This window comes from Methylobacterium sp. PvR107 (genome assembly GCF_017833295.1).
GTDB lineage: Bacteria > Pseudomonadota > Alphaproteobacteria > Rhizobiales > Beijerinckiaceae > Methylobacterium.
The window spans coordinates 2,983,876-3,004,188 of the sequence record NZ_JAFIBW010000001.1 but is presented as its reverse complement, the minus strand read 5'-3'; the positions used below and the strand labels follow the sequence as shown (position 1 = coordinate 3,004,188).

The 20,313-nt window shown below is 67.0% G+C and carries 23 protein-coding genes, 1 tRNA gene and 3 pseudogenes; 12 read left to right on the top strand and 15 right to left on the bottom strand.

Annotated features, from left to right (window positions below):
• Positions 1-167: 167 nt before the first annotated feature.
• Positions 168-1,259 carry a tartrate dehydrogenase gene (locus JOE48_RS14215; protein ID WP_210030687.1) on the bottom strand — a complete coding sequence of 364 codons (1,092 nt, stop codon included), beginning with the start codon at positions 1,257-1,259 and terminating at the stop codon, positions 168-170.
• A 104-nt stretch (positions 1,260-1,363) separates the two neighbouring features.
• Complete coding sequence (locus tag JOE48_RS14210; RefSeq protein ID WP_312893208.1) at positions 1,364-3,283, bottom strand: chloride channel protein; 1,920 nt, start codon at positions 3,281-3,283, stop codon at positions 1,364-1,366.
• 316 nt (positions 3,284-3,599) lie between these two features.
• Between JOE48_RS14210 and JOE48_RS14205 the strand changes: the two genes are divergently transcribed.
• From JOE48_RS14205 to JOE48_RS14175, 7 genes are all read left to right on the top strand, one after another.
• A tRNA-His gene (locus tag JOE48_RS14205) sits at positions 3,600-3,676 on the top strand.
• Positions 3,677-4,099: 423 nt separating this feature from the next.
• Positions 4,100-4,429, top strand: coding sequence for a hypothetical protein (locus JOE48_RS14200; RefSeq protein WP_245252826.1), 330 nt, complete (start codon positions 4,100-4,102; stop codon positions 4,427-4,429).
• A 147-nt stretch (positions 4,430-4,576) separates the two neighbouring features.
• Entirely contained in the window at positions 4,577-5,143 is a 567-nt protein-coding gene (gene hpt / locus JOE48_RS14195; RefSeq protein WP_210030684.1) for a hypoxanthine phosphoribosyltransferase, read from the top strand.
• 169 nt (positions 5,144-5,312) lie between these two features.
• Positions 5,313-5,678 (top strand): response regulator, encoded by a 366-nt coding sequence (locus JOE48_RS14190; RefSeq protein ID WP_007567202.1) that lies wholly within the window; start codon positions 5,313-5,315, stop codon positions 5,676-5,678.
• A gap of 246 nt (positions 5,679-5,924) precedes the next feature.
• Positions 5,925-7,991, top strand: coding sequence for a GSCFA domain-containing protein (locus tag JOE48_RS14185; RefSeq protein WP_210030681.1), 2,067 nt, complete (start codon positions 5,925-5,927; stop codon positions 7,989-7,991).
• A gap of 240 nt (positions 7,992-8,231) precedes the next feature.
• Complete coding sequence (locus JOE48_RS14180; protein ID WP_312893206.1) at positions 8,232-8,534, top strand: hypothetical protein; 303 nt, start codon at positions 8,232-8,234, stop codon at positions 8,532-8,534.
• Positions 8,535-8,673: 139 nt separating this feature from the next.
• Positions 8,674-9,048 (top strand): hypothetical protein, encoded by a 375-nt coding sequence (locus JOE48_RS14175; RefSeq protein WP_210030679.1) that lies wholly within the window; start codon positions 8,674-8,676, stop codon positions 9,046-9,048.
• Positions 9,049-9,260: 212 nt separating this feature from the next.
• Here the strand turns inward: JOE48_RS14175 and JOE48_RS14170 are convergent.
• A pseudogene (locus JOE48_RS14170) lies at positions 9,261-9,749 on the bottom strand (helix-turn-helix domain-containing protein); the annotation flags it as partial.
• A gap of 535 nt (positions 9,750-10,284) precedes the next feature.
• On the opposite strand from JOE48_RS14170, the gene JOE48_RS14165 reads away from it, so the two are divergent.
• Positions 10,285-10,536 carry a hypothetical protein gene (locus JOE48_RS14165; protein WP_409518582.1) on the top strand — a complete coding sequence of 84 codons (252 nt, stop codon included), beginning with the start codon at positions 10,285-10,287 and terminating at the stop codon, positions 10,534-10,536.
• Positions 10,537-10,666: 130 nt separating this feature from the next.
• On the opposite strand, the gene JOE48_RS14160 is transcribed toward JOE48_RS14165, so the two are convergent.
• The gene (locus JOE48_RS14160) at positions 10,667-10,915 is read right to left on the bottom strand and encodes a hypothetical protein (protein ID WP_210030677.1); all 249 of its coding nucleotides are present in this window, start codon (positions 10,913-10,915) and stop codon (positions 10,667-10,669) included.
• A 31-nt stretch (positions 10,916-10,946) separates the two neighbouring features.
• Positions 10,947-11,564: a DUF938 domain-containing protein gene (locus JOE48_RS14155; protein WP_210030676.1), complete on the bottom strand. Its 618-nt coding sequence runs from the start codon at positions 11,562-11,564 to the stop codon at positions 10,947-10,949.
• Between the two features lie 220 nt (positions 11,565-11,784).
• On the opposite strand from JOE48_RS14155, the gene JOE48_RS14150 reads away from it, so the two are divergent.
• Positions 11,785-12,069 (top strand): DUF3768 domain-containing protein, encoded by a 285-nt coding sequence (locus tag JOE48_RS14150; protein WP_210030674.1) that lies wholly within the window; start codon positions 11,785-11,787, stop codon positions 12,067-12,069.
• A 588-nt stretch (positions 12,070-12,657) separates the two neighbouring features.
• Here JOE48_RS14150 and JOE48_RS14145 read toward each other — a convergent pair.
• The 8 genes and pseudogenes from JOE48_RS14145 to JOE48_RS14110 all read right to left on the bottom strand — a co-directional run bounded on the left by JOE48_RS14145 (position 12,658) and on the right by JOE48_RS14110 (position 17,123).
• Positions 12,658-13,659 (bottom strand): annotated as a pseudogene (locus tag JOE48_RS14145) (helix-turn-helix domain-containing protein).
• Positions 13,660-13,950: 291 nt separating this feature from the next.
• Positions 13,951-14,555: pseudogene (locus JOE48_RS14140) on the bottom strand (recombinase family protein).
• Positions 14,556-14,592: 37 nt separating this feature from the next.
• Positions 14,593-14,979, bottom strand: a complete 387-nt coding sequence (locus JOE48_RS14135; RefSeq protein WP_210030670.1) for a hypothetical protein — start codon at positions 14,977-14,979, stop codon at positions 14,593-14,595.
• Positions 14,980-15,140: 161 nt separating this feature from the next.
• Entirely contained in the window at positions 15,141-15,395 is a 255-nt protein-coding gene (locus JOE48_RS14130) for a hypothetical protein (RefSeq protein ID WP_210030668.1), read from the bottom strand.
• A 110-nt stretch (positions 15,396-15,505) separates the two neighbouring features.
• Positions 15,506-15,748 (bottom strand): DUF6522 family protein, encoded by a 243-nt coding sequence (locus JOE48_RS14125; protein ID WP_210030667.1) that lies wholly within the window; start codon positions 15,746-15,748, stop codon positions 15,506-15,508.
• Between the two features lie 370 nt (positions 15,749-16,118).
• Positions 16,119-16,361, bottom strand: a complete 243-nt coding sequence (locus JOE48_RS14120) for a hypothetical protein (protein WP_210030665.1) — start codon at positions 16,359-16,361, stop codon at positions 16,119-16,121.
• A 104-nt stretch (positions 16,362-16,465) separates the two neighbouring features.
• Entirely contained in the window at positions 16,466-16,705 is a 240-nt protein-coding gene (locus JOE48_RS14115) for a hypothetical protein (RefSeq protein WP_245252825.1), read from the bottom strand.
• Between the two features lie 187 nt (positions 16,706-16,892).
• Positions 16,893-17,123, bottom strand: coding sequence for a hypothetical protein (locus tag JOE48_RS14110; RefSeq protein WP_210030661.1), 231 nt, complete (start codon positions 17,121-17,123; stop codon positions 16,893-16,895).
• 19 nt (positions 17,124-17,142) lie between these two features.
• Here JOE48_RS14110 and JOE48_RS14105 point away from each other — a divergent pair, with 19 nt between their 5' ends.
• The 3 genes from JOE48_RS14105 to JOE48_RS14095 all read left to right on the top strand — a co-directional run bounded on the left by JOE48_RS14105 (position 17,143) and on the right by JOE48_RS14095 (position 18,296).
• Entirely contained in the window at positions 17,143-17,571 is a 429-nt protein-coding gene (locus tag JOE48_RS14105) for a hypothetical protein (RefSeq protein WP_210030659.1), read from the top strand.
• Positions 17,572-17,643: 72 nt separating this feature from the next.
• Positions 17,644-17,910: a hypothetical protein gene (locus JOE48_RS14100; RefSeq protein WP_210030658.1), complete on the top strand. Its 267-nt coding sequence runs from the start codon at positions 17,644-17,646 to the stop codon at positions 17,908-17,910.
• 236 nt (positions 17,911-18,146) lie between these two features.
• Entirely contained in the window at positions 18,147-18,296 is a 150-nt protein-coding gene (locus JOE48_RS14095; protein WP_210030657.1) for a hypothetical protein, read from the top strand.
• Positions 18,297-18,820: 524 nt separating this feature from the next.
• On the opposite strand, the gene JOE48_RS30330 is transcribed toward JOE48_RS14095, so the two are convergent.
• Together JOE48_RS30330 and JOE48_RS14090 are read right to left on the bottom strand one after the other, a co-directional pair.
• Positions 18,821-19,204 (bottom strand): hypothetical protein, encoded by a 384-nt coding sequence (locus JOE48_RS30330; RefSeq protein ID WP_245252824.1) that lies wholly within the window; start codon positions 19,202-19,204, stop codon positions 18,821-18,823.
• A 229-nt stretch (positions 19,205-19,433) separates the two neighbouring features.
• Positions 19,434-19,685, bottom strand: a complete 252-nt coding sequence (locus tag JOE48_RS14090) for a DUF6894 family protein (RefSeq protein WP_210030656.1) — start codon at positions 19,683-19,685, stop codon at positions 19,434-19,436.
• Positions 19,686-20,313: the final 628 nt, after the last annotated feature.

Here is a 20,313-nt window from a genome sequence, read left to right as displayed (position 1 = left end):
AGACCGGCACGGGCGGGATGCTCCAGGGAAACACCGACACCCTGGATTTGCTCCAAGGTATGGCGCTCCAGCCGGATGATCAGGGGGCGGGCCGCCTGCAGCGCTCCGGAACGCCGCGCGTGCGGCCGCCCCGGGACGGCCGCTTGGCCCCGGGGCGGGGACGGGGCCTAGCCCAGCGCCTCCGCCACCGCCTTGCCGCAGGCCTGCGTATCGGCGTTGCCGCCGAGGTCGCGGGTCCGCAGCGTCCGCTCGGACAGCACCCGCTCGATCCCGCCGACGATCTCGGCCGCCGCCGCGTGCTCGCCGAGGTGCTCCAGCATCATCGCGCCCGACCAGATCTGGCCGATCGGGTTGGCGATCCCCTGGCCGGCGATGTCGGGGGCCGAGCCGTGGACCGGCTCGAACACGGACGGGTGCACCCGCTCCGGGTTGATGTTGCCGGACGGCGCGATGCCGATCGTGCCCGTGCAGGCCGGGCCCAGATCCGACAGGATGTCGCCGAACAGGTTGGAGGCCACCACCACGTCGAACCGGTCCGGGTTCAGCACGAAATGCGCGGTGAGGATGTCGATGTGGTACTGGTCCCACCGGACATCCGGATAGGCCTCGGCCACCGCCTTCACCCGCTCGTCCCAGTACGGCATGGTGATCGAGATGCCGTTCGACTTCGTGGCCGAGGTCAGGTGCTTCTTCGGGCGCTTCTGGGCCAGATCGAAGGCGAACTTGAGGATCCGATCGGTCCCGTGGCGGGTCATGATCGTCTCCTGCAGGGCGAATTCCCGGTCGGTGCCGGCGAACATCCGGCCGCCGGCATTCGAGTACTCGCCTTCCGTGTTCTCCCGGACCACCCAGAAGTCGATGTCGCCCGGCTTGCGGTCGGCGAGCGGGCACTTCACCCCCGGCATCAGCCGCACCGGGCGCAGGTTGGCGTACTGGTCGAATTCGCGCCGGAACAGGATCAGCGAGCCCCAGAGGGAGATGTGGTCGGGCACCCGCTCGGGCATGCCGACCGCGCCGAAATAGATCGCGTCGTGCGCCTCGATCTGCGGCTTCCAGTCCTCCGGCATCATCCGGCCGTGCGTCTCGTAGTAGTCGCAGCTCGCGAAATCGAACCAGTCGAGCTGGAGGCTGAAGCCGTGCCGCTTGGCGGCCTGCTCCAGCACACGCACGCCCTCGGGCACCACCTCCTTGCCGATGCCGTCACCGGGGATCACCGCGATGCGGTAGCGGCGCTGCTGGCTTGTTCCTTGGCCGGGCATGGATCCTCCACGAGTTACGGCGATCGGGGCTTTGCAGACCCCTGATCGCAGGCGCCAGGGTGATTGTTGCTCGCCTGTGTGCGGTCAACACCCGGGCCTGACAATCAGTCGCTTTCCCCCGCCATGGCCCGGCGCTGGCGGTCGAGTTCGTCGCTGTAGCGCTTGAGCGTGTGGCTCTCGGTGAGCAGGCCCAGCACCCGGCGGGTCTCGGGCCCGTCGACCACCGCGAGCGCCTCGCTCTCGGTGCGGTCGAAGGCGGCGGCGGCATCCTTGGCGTTCATGCTGGGGGTCAGGAAATCGCCGGTGTGGAGCAGCAGGTCGGCGAGCACCGGCTGCGCGTCGGCGGCCGCGTCCCGCGCGGCCGCGTGCGCCTCGGGGACGTTGACGATGCCGGCATAGCGCCCGCGCCCGTCGACCGCGATCACCCGGGAGGGCGAGCCGAGCGGATGCGCCCGCAGAAAGGTGGGCAGCGGCGTCTCGGCCGCGACGGTGCCGGGGTCCCGGCGCATCAGCCGGCCGACGGTCAGCGAGCGGATCCAGCCGACATCGTGGGGGCTGCGGATGCTCTCGCCGCGCAGGTGGAAGCGCCAGGTGGCGAAGGAGTAGCCGAAGGTCTTGCGCACGGTCAGCGAGGACGCGATCACCGCCGCCAGCACGAGGCCGGTGATCGGCAGGCTGCCGGTGACCTCCAGCGCCAGGAACGTCATGGTCAGCGGGCCGCCGATGATCGCCACGGCGAGCGCGCTCATGCCGATCACCGCGTAGGCGAGCGGCGTCAGGCCGAAATCCGCCAGCGGCGGCACCAGCACGGGGGCCAGGGCCGCGAACAGCTTGCCGGCGATGGCGCCGAGGAACAGCGAGGCGAAGAACAGGCCGCCCCGGAATCCGGAGCCGATCGAGATCGCCGAGGCCACCGCCTTGGCGGCGAACAGCCCGGCGAGCGCCGCGATCCCGTGGCCCTGGCCCTCGGCGGCGAAATGCATGTGCAGGGCGCCGTGGCCGCCCGAGAGCACCTGCGGCGTCGCCAGCAGGGCCAGGGCGCCGACGCACAGGCCCCCGAAGGCCGGGGCGGCCGCCCGCGGCAGGCCGGAGGCCTGGACCAGCCGCTCCACCAGGGTCACCCCGCGCATGATCAGGATGCCGAGGGCCGCGCAGAACAACCCGAGGGCCAGGCTCGGCAGGATCTCCATGCTGGTGACGTGCGACGTCGTGACCGCCTGCATGTCGCCGAGCTCGACCAGCGGATGCGTCTCGATCAGCGACCGGGATACGAGGTTACCGCACAGCGCCGCGACCACCACCGGCGTGAGCGTGGCAATGGAATAGGTGCCGATGATCAGCTCGAAGGCATAGAACGCGCCGGCCAGCGGCGCCCCGAAGCCCGCCGCGATCGCGCCGGCCGCGCCGCAGCCGACCAGGGTGCGCAGGTCGCTCCGCCGGACCTCGAAGGCGATCCCCAGCCGCGAGGCGAGGCCGGAGGCGATCTGCGTGTAGCCGGCTTCCAAGCCCACCGAGGCGCCGCATCCGTTCGAGATCACGTTCTGCAGGGCGAGGTAGACGCTGTCACGCAGGGACATGCGGCCGCCATGCAGGGCATTGGCCTCGATCGGGTCGATCGCCGGGCGCCTGCGGGGCCCGCGCAGGTAGGTGGCGGCGAAGATCACCAGCCCCAGCAGCGCGCCGCCGAGGCAGGGCCCCACGAGCAGGAGCGTCGGCGTCACGGCATCGGCCGCGCTGAGCCGCGTTCCCGCGGGCAGGTTGTAGAGCAGCTCGCGCAGGGTCTGGGTGATCCAGGTCATGGCCGAGACGGCGACGCCGGCCACGCAGCCGACGAGCGTCGCGAGCGCCACGAGGCCGCCCTCGCTTCGGCGGACGAGGCTGCGCAGCCGCCCCGGGGCCTGGACGAGGCCCGCACCCGTCCAGCGCCGAGGGGCCCGGCGGTGCGGCCGGACCGGCGCCCGCCCTGGTGTTGCAGCGGAGGCCGGCTCCCCGCCTGCGGCCGCCGCTGACTGTCGCGCGCTCACATTCCGTCTCGTCGGCCCGGATCGGCGCGACGCAGTCCTGGCGACGCATCGGCCTTCCGGACGCAGTTAGAGCCCCGGCCGTCCGCGTTGCAAACGCGCTCGCCCCCGGCGGCGCGCGGCTCCGCCCCCCGTTCCGGGGTGGTGAGCCCAGCCAAGCCGGTTATCTGGGCGCCCGCGCGGGCACGGGGAGACATCGCGACCGCCTCATCCCGCGGACAGTCCGGGCGCCGAAGCGGCCCTGTATCCACCGGCCCGACATCGCCATGCGCGGATCGCCTTGAAAACTGCCGCGGGCCACGATACACCGCCCGCCAGTGCCGCCGTAGCTCAGTTGGTTAGAGCACCAGATTGTGGATCTGGGGGTCCCCCGTTCGAGCCGGGGCGGTGGTACCATCCATTCAGCTCGACAGCGCAAGGGGTTGGCGGATCGCCGACCCCTTATTGCGTGGGCGGAGGCGGGTCCGGCGCGCCCGCGGAACCGATTGATCCCGGCATCTGCCTTGATCCACCGACCCGGAGCGTGCGCAAGGCGCTTTTCCGGTGCCGTGATGGTGCGTCCCAGCACGTCCGCGGCGCGACGCGCCACTCCCGCCGGTGCGGGCTCCAGAGGCTGACAAGGGTGCGCGCGCTTCCGCCCGCGGAAAGGGGAGGGGGCTGGCCTTGCCGCGCATCGGCGCACGATCACCCACGGGAGGCGGGCAGCCCGCAGTTGAATCTGTGCGTATGTTATAGAATTGCCTAATTTGGCCGATTAAGGTGGGGACCCCGCGGGGATTGACTATTTTCATATGGGTGAAGACCGATATGGATAGCAGGATGCAGCAGGATCAACTTGAGATCGTCAGCGCACTGGCGGCCTCCCTGGCCGACCGGATGCTGATGGAGCGCCTGACGCGCGGAACGCTCCCGCTGGCGCATGCCGGCCGGCTGTGGACCGCGTCGCTCCTTCTCGAAGAGCACGAGCGCCCGATTCCCGGCATCGTGGCGGATGTCCTGGAGCAGGTCCGTCACGTCGAGCCGGCCGACGGTGCGGACCCGGAAGCCGGTCCGGACGTGACGGGCGCGGACGCGGACGACCGGCCGGCGCCGCGCACCGGCCGGCTGATCCGGCTGCTGCGCCCGTTCCGGCCGGCGGCCGAGATGTGACGCCTCCGGGGCGAGCCTCCCCCGGCCGGTGACACGACCGCCCATCTCGTGGATCCGGAGTTTCCCCGGCGCGCCGGGGACGCTAAGACCGGTGCCGATCGCGGCGGCGGGTCCCGCCCCGCGGCCGGGCTTTCCGGGACACGTGAGATGACCATCCCTGAACGGCGCGTCCGAACCTTGTTCGACGAGGCGGCGATCGCCAAGCGCAACGACGAGCTGGCCGAGGAGATCCTGTCCGCGCGGCCGGACAACCTCCTCGTCGTGGCGGTGCTCAAGGGCAGCTTCATGTTCGCCGCCGACCTGCTGCGGGCCCTGCACCGGGTTGGGCTCGCGCCGCAGGTCGAGTTCGTCCACCTGTCGAGCTACCGCACCGGGACGGTCTCCACCGGTCAGGTCGAGATCCTGCGCGACGTGCAGAGCGAGGTCCGCGGGCGGGACGTCCTGCTCGTCGACGACATCCTGGAATCCGGCCGGACCGTCGTCTTCGCCAAGGATCTGCTGATGGCACGCGGCGCGCGGCGGGTGCTCACCGCGGTGCTCCTGGAAAAGCCCGGCAAGCGCGCGGTGACGATCGATGCGGATTTCGTCGGCTTCACCTGTCCCGACGTGTTCGTCGTCGGCTACGGCATGGACGCGGCCCATGCCTTCCGGCAGCTGCCTTTCGTGGGCGTGGTCGATTACGGCAGCGCGGATCCCGACCTGTTCGACCCGTGAGCCTGCGCGCAACGGGGCGCGACATTTTGGCCTCTCCGCGCGGCGCGGCGTCCGTTTCGGAACGCGACGTCTTGACAGGCGGCGGATCCGTCGGCGTCTGTCGTCTCCTGAAGAGCTTGGCGTCATCGCGGCGGGACGCTCGCGGGATCGGGCACGTTGACGGGACCACATGGCGCGCATCCTTCTGGTGGATGACGAAGAGACCGTCCGGGGCTTCCTGAAGCGGGGGCTCGAGATCGATGGGCACGCCGTCGTGACCGCCAACGACGGCAGCGACGGGCTCGACCGGCTCAACGAAGCCGATGGCGGCTTCGACCTGATGCTCACCGACATCCGCATGCCGCTCATGGACGGCATTGCCCTGGCGCTCGCCGCCAAGCGCGACTTCCCGGACCTGACCATCCTGCTGATGACCGGCTTCGCCGACCAGCGTGAGCGGGCGCGGGGCCTCGACGCCATCGTCACCGACGTGCTGACGAAGCCGTTCTCCCTCGCGGACCTGCGCGCCACGGTGAGGCGGGCGCTCGCTGCCTGAGCGGCCGGGTCTCCGGACCGACGCGACGGGCCGCTCTGCGCGAGACGGCCGTGCCGATCTCTTCCGGCGCGGCGGGACCGGAAGACGTCTGCACCGAGGGCGCGTCCGCTCGTCACCCTCGACACGTCGCAGAGCGGCGGCTTTGGGATATGGTCCGCCCGATCACGGCGCACCGATGCGGCGCCCGCCCGTCGATCGGTCCCGGCCGAGGCGGGCGCGGTCCGTGGGACTCTTGATGGCCTGACCATGACCTCAGACACGCAACTCGAAGTCCCCACCGACGAGACCTTCAACACGGAAGGCTATCTCGCCGCCAATCCCGATGTGCGGGCGGCGGGCATGTCGGCGCGCCTCCATTTCGAGCTTCACGGGCGTCGCGAGGGGCGCGTGCAATATGCCGGGCCGCCCGACCGGCGCGTCACGCGCATCACCGTCATGGGCAACTGCCAGGCGCCGGTCCTGGCCCTATGCCTGCGCACGATGCTGCCGGATGCCGAGATCCACGGTGTCCATCTCGGGGTCATGAGCACCGAGACCGTTGCCGCGAGCGACCTCGTCCTGCTGCAGACCGAATTCGCCGCCCTCGCCGAGAATCGGGACATCATCCCCGCGCGGCAGGCCGAGCGCCTGCGGCTCTGGCCGACCTTCTACCACTCGGGGTTTCACCCCGATCTGGTCTATGCGCGGGCGGGTGACGGCCCGCTCGCGAGCCCCCTTCACGAGTACAATTCGGCCCTGGTGCTCTACGGGTGGCTGCGCGGTCTGACGGTCGGGCAGACGATCAACCTGTTCCGCGAGGAGGTGTTCGACAGGCTCGGCTATTTCGATCACGCCGCCAGCGCGGACGCCTATCTCGCCGAGGATTTCGCGCGGGCCGGCCTCGACGGCGAGGCGCTGCTGGGCGATCTGAGGCGGCTCGCCCCCTTCTGCCATGCCGTCAACCACCCCACGCTCGCCGCACTCGGGCGCATTGCGGAGGCGGTGCTCGCACCGACCGACCTCACCGTCTCGGTGCGCCATGTCGAGCGGTTCCTGGCCGATCCGCTCCTGTCCGGACCGGTCTGGCCGGTCTACCCACATGTGGCGGACCGCCTCGGCCTCCCGGGCAGCTACGACTTCAAGGCGCCGGGCACACCCGGCCGCATCCTCGACCTCGAAGGGTTCGTGAGCGGCGCCTTCGCCCTGTACGCGGCGCATGATCGCTCGTCGATCGAGGTCGCCCGGCTGGCCGAGCAGGCGGACCGCTACCGCGACCTGGAAGACCTGGCGCGTCCCGCGCCCCGGCGCAGCGCCAATCCCTACGCGAAGCTGCCGGATCATCACTTCTGGCGGCGGGCGGTGGCGGGCGTCGCGTCGGCCGATCTCGATCCGGTGACGAAGCCCCGGTTCCAGCTCACCCCCGCCGACCTGATCGCCACCGCCGGCAGCTGTTTCGCGCAGCATATCGCGCGCACGCTGATCGACCGCGGCTACAACTATCACGTCACGGAACCCGGTCCGGGCGGCTCCGAGCTGTTCACCGCCCGGTTCGGCAACATCTACAGCGCCCGGCAATTGCTGCAGCTCGCCCGCCGGTGCTACGGCCTGTTCGAGCCCGAGGACGTCGCCTGGACCCGGCCCGACGGCCGCTTCGTCGATCCGTTCCGGCCGCAGATCGAGCCCGACGGATACGCGTCGGAGCAGGATGTGGCGCAGTCCCTGCCGCCGCACCTCGCCGCCGTGCGGCGGATGTTCGAGGAAAGCCACCTGTTCATCTTCACCGTGGGGCTCACGGAGATCTGGGAATCGACCGTCGACGGCGCGGTCTTCCCGGTCGCCCCCGGGGTGGTCGCGCTGCCGCCGGACCCGTCCCGGTACCGGTTCGTGAACATGAGCGTGGCGGAGGTGCGGGCGGATCTGGCGGCGTTCATCAGCCTCGTCCGCCAGCACAATCCGGACCTCAAGATTCTGCTGACGGTCTCGCCGGTGCCGCTCGTCGCCACCTACGAGGACCGGCACGTGCTGCAAGCGACGACCTACAGCAAGTCCGCCTTGCGGGCGGCCGTGGACGAGATCTGTCGGCACCACGAGGCGGTCGATTACTTCCCCTCCTATGAGATCATCACCAGCTGGCACAATGGCGGAGCCTATTTCGAGGCCGATCTGCGTTCCGTCGCGGAGAGCGGTGTCGCCCACGTGATGCGGGTGTTCGAGCGGCACTACCTGAGGCGTGTCGACCGACCGGCGGCGCGTCAGGATGCGGCGCTGCGGGCCGAGTTCGCGCGCGCGTCGAAGATCCTCTGCGACGAGGAAGCGCTGGACGCGGGGCGCTGAGAGGCTCCGGTCACGGGCCGGCGACGCGGGCGGCGCACCCGGAATGGGCTCGATGCGGACGAGCCGGAGCCGAAGAGCCCGGCCCGCCGGTCGACCCGGCTCACGCGGTTGAGCCGGCTGTGTTCAGGCGACCTTAAACATCCCCCTTAGGCGGGACTTCATGAAAGCGTGGCAGCCTCGATCCGGTCAGATCACGCCGAGCACAGTCACGCCATGTACCGCCGGGACCGGGAGATTGATGTGCCGCCATTCTACCCGGACCGGTCCGATTGGGATGCGTCGGAGCCGGACTGGACCGCGGATCGGGACGAGCCGCACCGCGCGCGCGGGGGTCTTCGGCCGGCTCGGTGCGCTCCTGAAGTTCGCAACCCTGGCGCTGCCGGCGGTTTCTTCCTCTACGACAGTCTGGCCGATTGCAGCGGGCGTCCCGCCGCAGGCTGGCTCGGGCTCGTCGGGGCCGGTGCCTGCGCGCGCAGCGAATTGCCCGGCAGCGTTCTCTCGATGCAGGACAACGTCGCGGTCCTGAAGCGCCCCATCGACTGACCGCGCCGCGCAGGCCCCGGGGCACCCGGAGGTCTGCCGCTGGCCGCAAAGGTCCGACGGATGTCGCCTGAGTGCCCGTCGCGCCGCCCCCGCTGCCACCCGACCTGATCCGCCGCACACCCCCTTCCGCGAGCCCGCCATGTCCAGCCGCTCCCTCAGCCCCACGCCCGGCAACACGCCCGACGCCGTCGCGGAGGCGCAGTTCCGCGCCCGTATGGCGCGGGTCGGGCCCGATCGGGGCGGGCGGCGCGCGCCCCGGAGCAGCGCCCCCGGACGGGGCCGCGGCGTCCGGCTCGGCTGGAAGAGCTGGCTCGTCGTCGTTGGTCTGATCGTGCTCCCGGTCGTGGCCGGCGTTGTCGCCTGGCCGCCGGTCCAGGACTGCCGGCAGCAGGATCGGACCACCAGGTTCTACGCAGGGGATTCCTTCGACAGGTGCATCCGGAGGGGCATCGCCGCCCGGATCGACACGGCCGATCAGCGCATCAAGAGCCTGATGCGCGGCTCCGGCCACTGAACGCGCGCCATCCCGATCACCCGGGCCAGGTCGGCGGCCGGGACCGGTATGCGAGTCCCGTGGTCCGCCGGCTCCCGTGCCCTGACTCAGACGGACGGTTCAGGGGATCGGCTGACGGCTGCGAGGATGTCGGTGGCGGGTTTGGTCCAGACGAAAGGTCTGGCGCGCCGATTGTGCGCGGCGCGGTCGCGTTTCATCGCCGCCTGCCGGTCGATCTGGCGCTTCTCGTCGATGGACCGCACCACGCCGTGGGCGGATGGGTCCATGTCCAGGCCGACCACGCCGGGATCCCATCGAACAGGTTCGATGGGGGCCCGTTCTCGACCTTGGCGGCGAAGGCCGGATCGCGCGAGCGCTTGAAGCTGCGCAGCCGGTGCGGCAGGAGGCGGTGAGCGTCCCAGATCCGCTGCACGGCACGCAACGAGATCCCGACAGCGCGGGCTACGGCACCGCCGGTCCAGTGGGTGACCTCGCCCGGCGGCTCCGAGCAGGTCAGCGCCAGCACCTCGGCGACCGTCTCGGTCGGACGGGGTGGTGTCCCGGGCGGACGCGTCTTGTCGCGCAGCAGACCTTCGACGCCCGCCTCGGCATAGCGCCGCTGCCAGCGCCACACGGCTGACGCCTGCCCGCCGGGCTCCATCCTGGACGTTCAGGCGCTCGGCCGAGAGCAGGACGATGCGGGCGCGCTGGGTGTGCCTGCGCCCAGACTCGTAGGTCTCACCGTGTGGGTGAATCCTCCGTCCGCGTCACTGCACGCGACGACGATGTCACCGTGGACAATCCGGTTCGACGAGCGGCCGCTCGGGACGCTTCTCGCCCTCAAGGCCACGGCAGCGATCGAGGATTGGGCTGCCGGCATCGACGACGCTCGCCGGTTCGCATAGTCCCCGTGGAACATTGCGACCGCAGCCCAACTGGACTGCACTCGCCTCTCCCAACGCCCGGCTTCTTCGACGCCCGACCTGACGAGCGATCTGCTGCTGCCCGCCTCGAACACATGATCCGTTTGTTTGCGTGCCAAGATGTCGCCGGGTCGCCTTCTGCCGGCGCGTCGCCCACGCGACGATAGCGACGGGTCTCGCACTCGACGTGGATGTGAGGAACGACCGCAGTTCACTGCTCGTTCATGCCGAGCATAGCCCACTCTACCTGAAGAGCCGCGAGGAGATCACATTGAAGAATCTGGCGTTATCCGCAGTTGCCGTCGCTCTGGCGGGCACTCTGCTGACCGCACCTGTGGCTGAGGCCCGTCCGGGCTACCGGGGCGGCCACGGCTATCACGACAGTGGCTACGCTTACCGGGGCGGCTACCGTGGGTATGGGCATCGGCGCGGCTCCGGTGTGGGCGGAGCTTTGGCGGCCGGTGCAGCGCTGGGCATCATCGGCGGTGCCATCGCTGCCTCGCAGGCTCCGCGTTACTACGAGCCGGCCCCCGCCTATGGCTACGCCCCGGCTCCTGCCTACGGGTACGGCTACGACGGCTACTGACAGCGCCGGAGGTCCATGCCTAAAGGGGCATCCGACGCCCCTTTTTGCTAGCGGAAATTCAGGGCGGTCGCGAAGCCCGTGAGCAGGTGTAGACTCTGGCCTCACCCGCCATCGATCGCGCGCAGGTCCGTTACGGAGCGATCCTCCGGAACGTCACCCGCTTCCCTCGCAGGTTCGGCTCGGCCACATAGCCCGCATCCTGCCATGCCTTGCACTGTGCGTGGATCGTGGTTCTCACGTCGTCATTCGCCCACCAGAAGGCAAAGCGCTTGGCCGAGGCCGGCAGCTTCACGAGAGAGTCCAACTCGGTAAACGCCATCGTCACGGTGTCGGCCGCCTCCCGTTGAAGATGATCCCGGAGCGGATCGTATCGGCTCATTGCCCTCCTCCTGCACCACGGTCCTCGGTCGTCAACCCGTTCGATAGACGAGCGAAAGATTGTTCGCCGGCATGGCGATACGGGCCCTCCGGCGCAACCCTTCGCGCCGGGCCGCAGCATCGACGTCGCTCAGCGCTCGAAGGCCCCAGGCGGGGTCACGTGACCGAAGATCGAGGTCGAACGCCCGATTGCTCGGTGCAGTCTCCCGCTGATCCTCGAAAAATGGGCCGTAGAGGAACAGAATGCCACCAGTGGGCAGAATGCGGCGAGCCCCGGTCATCAAGCCCACCGTCGCCTCCCACGGCGCGATATGAGCCATGTTGATGCAGACGACAGCAGCGGCTTGAGCGACCGGCCACGATGCCGGGTCGCGGGCGTCCGCTGCCACCGGTGGCAACAGGTTCGGCGTTCCCGAGTGAGCGCGCCACGCCGCGATGCTGGCGCGTGCCTCTGGATCGGGATCGCTTGGGAGCCACCGCAAGGCCGGTAAGGCAGCGGCGAAATGCAGGGCGTGCTCGCCCGACCCGGCCGCAATCTCCAGCACCAATCCCGCGTTGGGCAGGTGGGGCCGCAGCGCCGCCAAGATCGCCGCACGGTTTCGAGTTGCGGCCGGCGCGAGGCGAGCTTCGTGCGGGAGTGGGTCGTCCATATGCACCTCTAACCGCCCCGACACGCGCGGTCACCCGCTTGCGATCCGGCTCGCCTCGATCCTTGCGCCGGCGCGATCGTTGACCGAACCGCGGAGACGATCATCCCTGTCGTCTGGGGATTGGTGGGCCCATCCATTTTTAAGTCGTCGGACACAAACCGTGTAGGGCATGGCGGCCTCACCCGCCGCCGCGCACCCGTACCGGCGCCCAACCTGAACGATGCCCGCCCGCCGGAGCTTCTCCGGCGGGCGGGTCGTGATGGGTGCCGGGGTCGCGGCTCTGCCGCGCGTGGCTTGCCCGGCTCTCCTGGCGGCGGTGCGCAGCTTCGACCGCTTCGAGACCGACAACGATCCGCACGGCGAGCACGACGTCGGCACGGTCACGCTCGTGGGTTACCGCTGCTGCTGGAAGATCGACTGCTACGACCGCGATCTGCGCTGCGCCTCACCCGACCCGGCGCTCACGACTTGTATGCTGTCCGTCATGCTGGCTGAGGAGTGCTGAGGCGGGCGACGGTCAGGTCACCGTCGCCCGGTTGCAGGCGACCGCACCCGCCGTTGCCGAATCGCTGCTGAGCCTGCTCACCGCTCCTGGCCTGACTGCGGCTGGCCTCGATGCCCGAACACACGCGGTCATCGACGACGCGCCTGCTCTGGTCGTGCGGGCCAAACCGGACCTTGTGATCTGAAGCCCGCGCCGCACTCCACCGAGGAGGAGAAAGGGCATGACGACCCATCGACGACGGCGACAGGCGCTGCGCCATGGATGACCGTGACACCAGCGTGGAGAAGCGCGCCGGCTTGGCCCTTGGCGTGGGACGTTTCTGCATTAGTGACGTGTGGCGTGTACGCCTGATGATGGTCAGGGCGCGTCACAGGGCGATAATGGCTCGCTCCTGACGACCACGGTGGTGGTGACCGAGATCGAGCGCTTAGGCCGCCTGAACGCGGCGGGGCACCTCGACGCCGTCGAGTATGCGATCCTAACATTGTGGGGCCAGAACGGCTGTGAATGGCCGGGGGCGACGAGACCTCTCGCTGGCTGGCCCGCTTGTGATCATGAAGCGGACAGGCAGCGATCGACCCGTTACGGTCACTCCGCTGACGAGAACGATAGCCGGAAAGCGGACGCGACCGGTTGCGCGTCCTGTCTGTGCGCCTGCCGGTAGTCACGAGGGCTTATGTCGTAGCGATCTTTGAAGCGGCGAGCGAAATGCGCCTGGCTGCTGAAGCCGCAGCCGTAAGCCAGCATGCTGATCGACAGGTGGGCGCAGGCCGGGTCGGACAGCCGCTTAGAGCCCGCCTCCAGACGGCGCTCCCAGATGTAGTCGGAGATGTGCCGGCCGCGCTCGTGGAACAGCTCCTGCAGCCGGCGGAGCGACACGCCCATGGCGGCGGCGAGGTGCGGCGGGTCGAGGGTCGTGTCACTCAAGTGTGCCTCGACGTAGGCCTTGGCACGCTGGACCGTAGCGTTGCCGTGAATGGAGCGCGGCACCTCCTGCGCTATCCGCTCGGCGAGACAGGCCACGATGAGGTCGACGCCGATCGACGTCATGCGGTCGGCGACGTCCGGCGTGAGGCTTTGGCTGACCTGCATCAGCTCGGTCAGGAAGGCTGTTGTCAAGGCGGTGCTTCCGAGGTCCGCACCGATCGTCAGCCCGCTGTAGAGACGGGCTGGGCCGAGGAAAGACTCCAGTCGCTCACGGGGTATGTGGAGGGTGAGCATCTGGCTGCCCGCGCTGTACTCCTGCGTGGCCGGACTGCAGTCGAGCACCATGAGGTCGCCAGGACGTTGCACGGAGGTCCTGTCGGATTGACCGGTCCGTGCAACCCCAGCGAGCCGGAGGAATATTCCGACGCTGTTTCCCTGGCCATGACGCCGGACCAGATTGGGTGTCGCCTCAGCCCGCAACGCACTGTGCGAGGTGCGTATCGCTTCGATCGAGCCGATCTTGGCAAATTCCAGCTTACCGTCGAATGGATCGTCGGTCAGGCGCTTCATCTCGGTTGGCACGCGCATGTCAGACATCGCATCGCGCCAGCTCTGGAACTTGCCGCTTGGATGTAAAAACTAGGTCGAAAACAGCGTTTGCATGGTTTTACTATTAAACGGCGATCCTGTCTTACTGGGAATGTCTAATTTTGCACGAACCGCCCGCGATTTACTAACTTATGATAGAAAATGGTTCATGTCAAAATCGAACAATCAGCAACTTAAGATATATTCGGTACCTGTTTAACGGCGCAGGAACGCTCTTGATAGTCGGTAAGGTTCATAAAGAAGCGTTAGAACAATTAAGCGACAACGATGAGGCTTTTTACCTGTAATCGAGGCGTTCTCACCTTGGGCAGCGAGTCGCATTTGAGCACGAGACGACGTCCGTTTTCATGCTCTTCTGTCCGAAAGCAGAACAGCAGAAACCCACCCAACTCGGCCGTTCGCGACGTCGGCTTCACATCCCTCCTGAAGCACGCGGTAGGCCTGCATACGCGAACAACCGACAATCCGCGCGATGGCTGCCGGGCCAGCGCCTTCGGCGTGCAGAACTCTGATTCGTTCGCGGTCGAGCCGACGCTTGCCGCCAACATAGATGCCGACGGCCTTCGCACGCTCAATGCCGTCGCGTTGGCGCTCTTTGATGAAGCGACGCTCCATCTGGGCGACCATGCCGAGCACGACGTGACCCAACGCGCCACGTGTCGAGACATGCGGGTCGAGGACGGTCACGAACGTCCCCCGTTGCTGGCCTCGTGGATTAGGCTGAGCACGTCACGGGTGTCGCGCCCGAGCCGGTCGAGGCGGGTTACGACGAGTTCGTCGCCAGGGCGCAGGAACTCGATATCCGTCGCCAACTCGGGCCGGCGCTCACGCGAGCCACCTGAAACCTTCTCGGCGCGAACGATGCCGCAGCTTTCAGCCTTCAGACGGGCGCGCTGGGCGTCGAGATCCTGGTCAAGGGTGCTGACGCGGGCGGAGCGGATGCGAGCCATGGGATGTCCCCTCAGGGTGGTTGGCTCGCCCCACAAACTACCTCCCAGAAGCCACTCGAAGGCCGACGCTGGCCGCGCCCGCATCAGCCGCCTGCTTGACGGTGGCGCCGTTGCGCAACGCTGCCGCAATCGCGGCCGAAGCCGTATCGATCGCGCCGGCCCGCTCGTCCCCGAAGTCACGCATGCTGTTTGTCTCGGAACCCATCCGCGCATGGAAATTGTCGGGGAAGCGGGCGTCCATTCGCATCTTCAGGATCTTTGTGGCGGCTCGATAATCGTCATCGAAGTTCCTGCTTCTGGTCGCGGTCTGGCTCTCGAAGCCTCCTGCCTCATCCTCTTTTCCCATTGAGGTGCTTCTTCGCTTCCCCCCGCTGCCGAAGAGAAATTGGACGATCTTGGAGAGCAGCCACATGAGGGAGTTCATCGGAGTGTCCTGAACGGGAAGCGGCGACGGTGCCTTTTCGGAGGCAACGCATCCCGGCCAGCTTAGGGCTCATAGGTGCCGCCAGGGTGCCCGCCGAGCAGTAGAGCCGAACGGCAGGCCCACAAGGTGGGAAGCGAGCCAGGCAGACTGAGTGCGCCCGGTCACAAAGCTTTCAAGCCGACCAGCTTTCTTCCAATGTTATACAGCCGCTTCTCGTCTTCATGCGCGCATCTTGATAGATTTGAAATCTTATGATTGTCGCGCTGACCATGTTTGTAAGATTGTATTACAGCATCCATGTGCTTTGAGCTATCTTTGCTGAAGGCGGCCTTTAGGTCGCCGCGGCCTTGAACATCGTCCTCCGAATTCAAACTCCAATCGAGGTCCTCTTTGACCGCTTTCCAGTTTGCAGACATTTGTTCCTCCGGTGCCCTCTGGCGGGGCTAACAGGAGAATACGCTCGTTTTCGGTTCCGTCGAGTCGATGAGATTACCCGCCGTCGAGCAGCGGCGTCGTTGCGATGATCTCACCAAACGTCTTCGCTGATGAGAGTTCCGCCCTGATCAAAAACGCCCGACCAGCCTCTATCGGACAGACGAACAATCACACGCGACAGACCTGTGTCTTGGCCGGCACCGATTGCCAGTTGGGCATCAATTCGCCCCAGCCGGTTCAGGCGCTTCAACTCGTTGGTGCTCACGTCGAGGCGAGAGGCTAGATCGCGCGGATCAACCATCCAATCGCCTTCGAGGCCAAGATCGAGCCGCATGGAGTAGCCCTCCGACAGCTCGGCAGCAGATGCGGGGCTGAGACTGTCGATATCACGCGGCGGCCGGGGATCCGAGCGCGAGGATCGGAAGCGGCGGGCGGCGGCTCTGTCATGACGCCTGGCGCAGCAGGGCTCAGCCGATCACTGGTCGGATCAGCAGACAAGCCACTGCAGCGCCAGGCGTCATGGCAGAGCCGGGCTGGCGAGTTGGTCGGGGGTGTCGACGTCTTCGCCCGCCCGGTGCACGGGCCTATTGGCGGCCCCGCTGCTCGCCCAGTGGGTGTACACGTCTGGGTGGATGCGCGCGGCCATCGCCACCTGCTGCCAGTAGGAGGGTTAACGCGCGTCGGCCCGGATTGATGCGGTCGCGTTACCAGACATGCTCAGCGACCAGCTGCCCGCTCTGGTCGAACGTGCCTTGCCACCCGCCGTCGTACAGATGAACGGTGACGCGCGAACTTCCTATGTCCGCCCAGCTCCCAGGAACGATCAGAACCCTGGCGTTCCCCTCAATAACGGAGCGCTTCAGGGCCGCCGTGCTCACACCGAGCCGGTGCGCCACATCCTCGGGATCAACGACCCATTTTTCCGGAAGATCGAGATCAAGCCTCATCAGAAAAGGCCTCTGTCGGAACCCCAGAGCGCGCTTTATCGCTGAGGGCCGCCGTGTTCGTCCCCCAAATTGAGTAGGGCGCCGGCTGGGTCAGGCGACGGACGTCAGACCTGCCGGACCGGCATCCAGCGCGACATAAATCGCGGCGGTCGTAGGACGTTCGCACTGTCCTGTGCAGCTTGCTCATCCTCCGGCAGCAGTGACGCGATCAGTTCCAGCAGGTCGTCCCTTTCCTGGCCTCGGAACAGCACCAGAAACGCGCCAAGATCTATCTGAACCTCAGGATCAGTCGCGCATGGGCGATGCAGCACATAAGGCTGCCCCGTCTTCAGATCGCGCGTCAACGCATACCGATCACCGCGCGGACCGACGTGAAACTCCCTCGCCACTCGTGGTGCCTGCCCAATCATGGCTCCCTCTTCGCAAAACTGGACAATCGAGATACGGCATATTGGCATGAAATGACGGGACCAAACATAACGTACGACAAAAATTGACAACTAAGGGCGACGGCAGTGCCGAATCGCGCGTTCACGGTAAGGCATCGGCGTCTTGCCGAAGCTGTATAGATGAAGCAGGTATCTGGCTATGCAGTGATCGAGGCGTGGCCACATCATGACCAATCCTCTTCGCCGAGATGCTTTGCTTCGGCTGAAGGTCGAAACCGACCTCGCCCGAGCGGTAGAAGCCACCGCCCGCCAGCGTGGCCAGACCATGTCTGAGTTCACGCGCCAGAGCCTGGGCGCGCATCTCGCCCGTCATGGTGCCCGGCTCGGCCCGGATGATGGCCCGCTTGGAAGCCCACCGCGCCGACGTATTGTTGAATGGCACCGCCGGCGACGTGGCCGCCCTGGACCATCGTGTTGCGCTCACCGAGATCCGGCTCGAGCAGCTGGAGGTGCAGCACGCCGCTGCTGTGCTCGCCGAGGCTGAAGCCAAGGCCGCGCACGAAGCCGAGCAGAAGCGCCGCAAGGATCTCCACCGTAAGGCCCTGAAGGCTTCAGCCGAGGTCGCAACCTTGGCCGATCAGTACGTCACCGAGGCGCATCGCCTGGTGCCGTTGCTGACGAAGATCCGCGAGCGGGCCGCACTGATCGAGGCCGCCAACTTTGCCTTGCCCGACGGTGCCGATCCGGTCCCGCCTGGCGAGCCTCGCTGCAGCTGGAACGGCAGGTCCGACCAGCCGCACAGCTCGATGCCGGCCGCGTGAAGCTACCCGCCTTGGGCACCGACGCGGGCTATGTCTGGGGCGAGATCGCCCCGATCCACGGGAGGATCGTCAATGAACCGCGCTGAAATCGAGGACGGCGCCGCCTGGGCACGTCGCCTGTTCCGGAAGCCCGAGCCGAATGCCTCCGAGCGCAAGCTGAGTTCGGCAGAACGCATCGCTGCGGATCTGGCTCGAAGCCGGGAGGCTGAGGCCAAGGACACGCAGACCCGATCGGCCGTCGAGCAAACCCGCCGCGACCTGCACACGCCCGGCTCCGCCTTCACGGTCGGCGCTGAGCGCTATGCCGCCGACGGCTCCCGCTGGCCGCGCGTGGCCTGACACAGGATTGCGTGGGCCAGACCTGCACGGGCCTCCGTCACCCGCGCCATTGAGGGCGATGCAGTCAGCCCAACACCGGAAAGTCAGCCTGTCTCCGAACGACCATGGCCATGGGACCGGTGATCCAAAGGCCGGCACGACTGCACTCCCTGACCAAGTCAGGGACAATCCGGCATCGTGGCGGGAGGGGTCACCCCCGCCGCGGTCCCGACACCCCGACAGTCCGGAGAGCCATCATGGCAGCCACCAAGCCCGACACCACCGCCCAGGACGACGTGCCGGTCATCGAGACCACGCCCGTCGATCATGGTGATGCGCATGGCATTGGCACCACCGAGCGAGCACCGATCCGGCCCGACCTCCTGCACGAGACGGCAGCGAGGTAGCGGCCCGTGACGCAGCGTGGCGATCGGCAGGGGTGCGGTGAGCGACCGTCCGTCACTGCCAGAGGGTGGGACCCGAATACCACATAGTTGCATTTATACTCTGAATACAACTTACTGTGAGTCCTGGGCCAGGGTGACCAATTCCGAGTGTCCGCTCGAGCAAAGCTTCTGTCGACGTATCAAATTTTCCAGTGCGCTTCGCTTCACTGCCTCGAATGAGATTTGTCATCGTGGCTTGGAGGAAAGCGACTTCCTGGAAGCGGAATCAGCCGCCGTTGATTGCGCCGCCGACCTCGCGCCGATGGTGCCGGTCGGCACGCTCGCGCACGCGTTCGACATGACGGCGCGTCGAGTCGAGCAGCTGACCGCCGAGGGCGTCCTGCCGAAAGCCGAGCGCGGGCGCTATCCGCTGATCCCGGCAGTTCGGGTCTCCGTCGCGCACCTCAAGGGGACGCCCGAGGTCCCCTCTGGCCGAGGAGGGAGGACGATGGCTCCGGCTGGCGGGGGGCTGAGCCCCCAGCCTCTTAGCGACCGAACCTGGCCGGGAGCACTGTCGGAGCGGGGCTCGATGCGTTGGAGGCCGCGAAGGAGGCTACGAGGCCAGCTAGGGAACGGACATCATCCGGCTGGCACGGATCCCGGGCGACTGCCTCCGCCTCTCGCTCCAGCCGAAGGTTGCAGGCCTTCGAGGGCAGGCCGACATCCGGCGTGCAGGCGTCGTGGCGGGCACACGCTGCGTCGAGAGCGTCGATTGGGGGCAGCGGAGCGTTGTTGCCTGGACCGCAATAGTTGCCGTGGATGAGAAATTTCGGCCCCCCATTGGCGGCGGGCTGGGCCAAGGACGGAGCGGCCCACGAAGCGATCAGGAAGACCGGGGCGGCAAGGCTGATGACGCTGCGAGTCAACATGGTGGAGACCCTCCAGCACCGACGCCACATAGTCTCATCGGCGATGACGGTGCGAGACATGGTTAAGCACCACACATTACTTCGCGACGTGCTCCGGAACACTACCCCTATTTGGATGATGCTCTACTCGCGCGGCCGACGTAGTGGTTGCCACGTCGCCTCTTCAGCGACGAGATGCAGGAACGCGAGCGGCAGATGGCAGAGGCGGATTGAGCTGACCGCCCAAGGTTTAGATTTTCGGCTCCTGCGGCGGCGTGGAGAATAATCCAAGTGGCACCTGCGCGAGTGTCAATCCCGTTTCATCTCGCACAATAATCGAACATGGGCCGCTGAGGTTGGCGACCGCCAGCTCGGCAGCCATTTCGCTGATGACGCTACGCGCGTCAGCTAGCGCTTGTTCAAAGTCTTCAGCCTCAACGCCTTCATCATCTCGAACGATTTCACGGCCATTATCAACATCAAAATAAAATCGCTGCAACATCCATTCCTCCCCTTGCTTGCTGCCGCTGCAGGAACTGTTTTTTATCAAACTGTGTAAATTTGAGTTGAGTTGCGAATACTCTTCGGTTATGAGAAAGCCCTGAGGGCGATTGGTTGATCTGAAATCAACTCTATCATCTGGATGGCCGTCATGACAATATACCGTAAGTCAAATATTGACGACATCAAAGACGTGCTAAATAGCGCTCAGGTTCGCGCCCATATACGTCAGATGATTTGTAGAGCCTTGCGGCAATTACCGGATAAACCAAACGTGGCGCCGGCCGCAGAACGGTCGCTTGAGTCGGTCGCGTAGATACACAAGAGCGACTCGGTATCCATGTCTCACACAGAGCGCTAACTCAGCCCGCCTGGCGCGCCGACGCGGGCTTTTGACGGACTCGGTAAAGGTGTAGCGCATCCCGGCTGGATCGCCACCCAGGCACGCGTCATGGCTTCGTCGGCCGAAATCCTCTTCCGTAGACGGGGTGCAGAACCACGGGCGGCAGATGGCGAAGGCGGACAGGTGACGCGGAACAATGGGTGCGGCCGTCTGGTTGGCCTAAGCGACTGTCGCACGCCCGCGGCTGTGGCTAGGAGAAAGCGTTTGTTCAAAGTACCGGCACTGA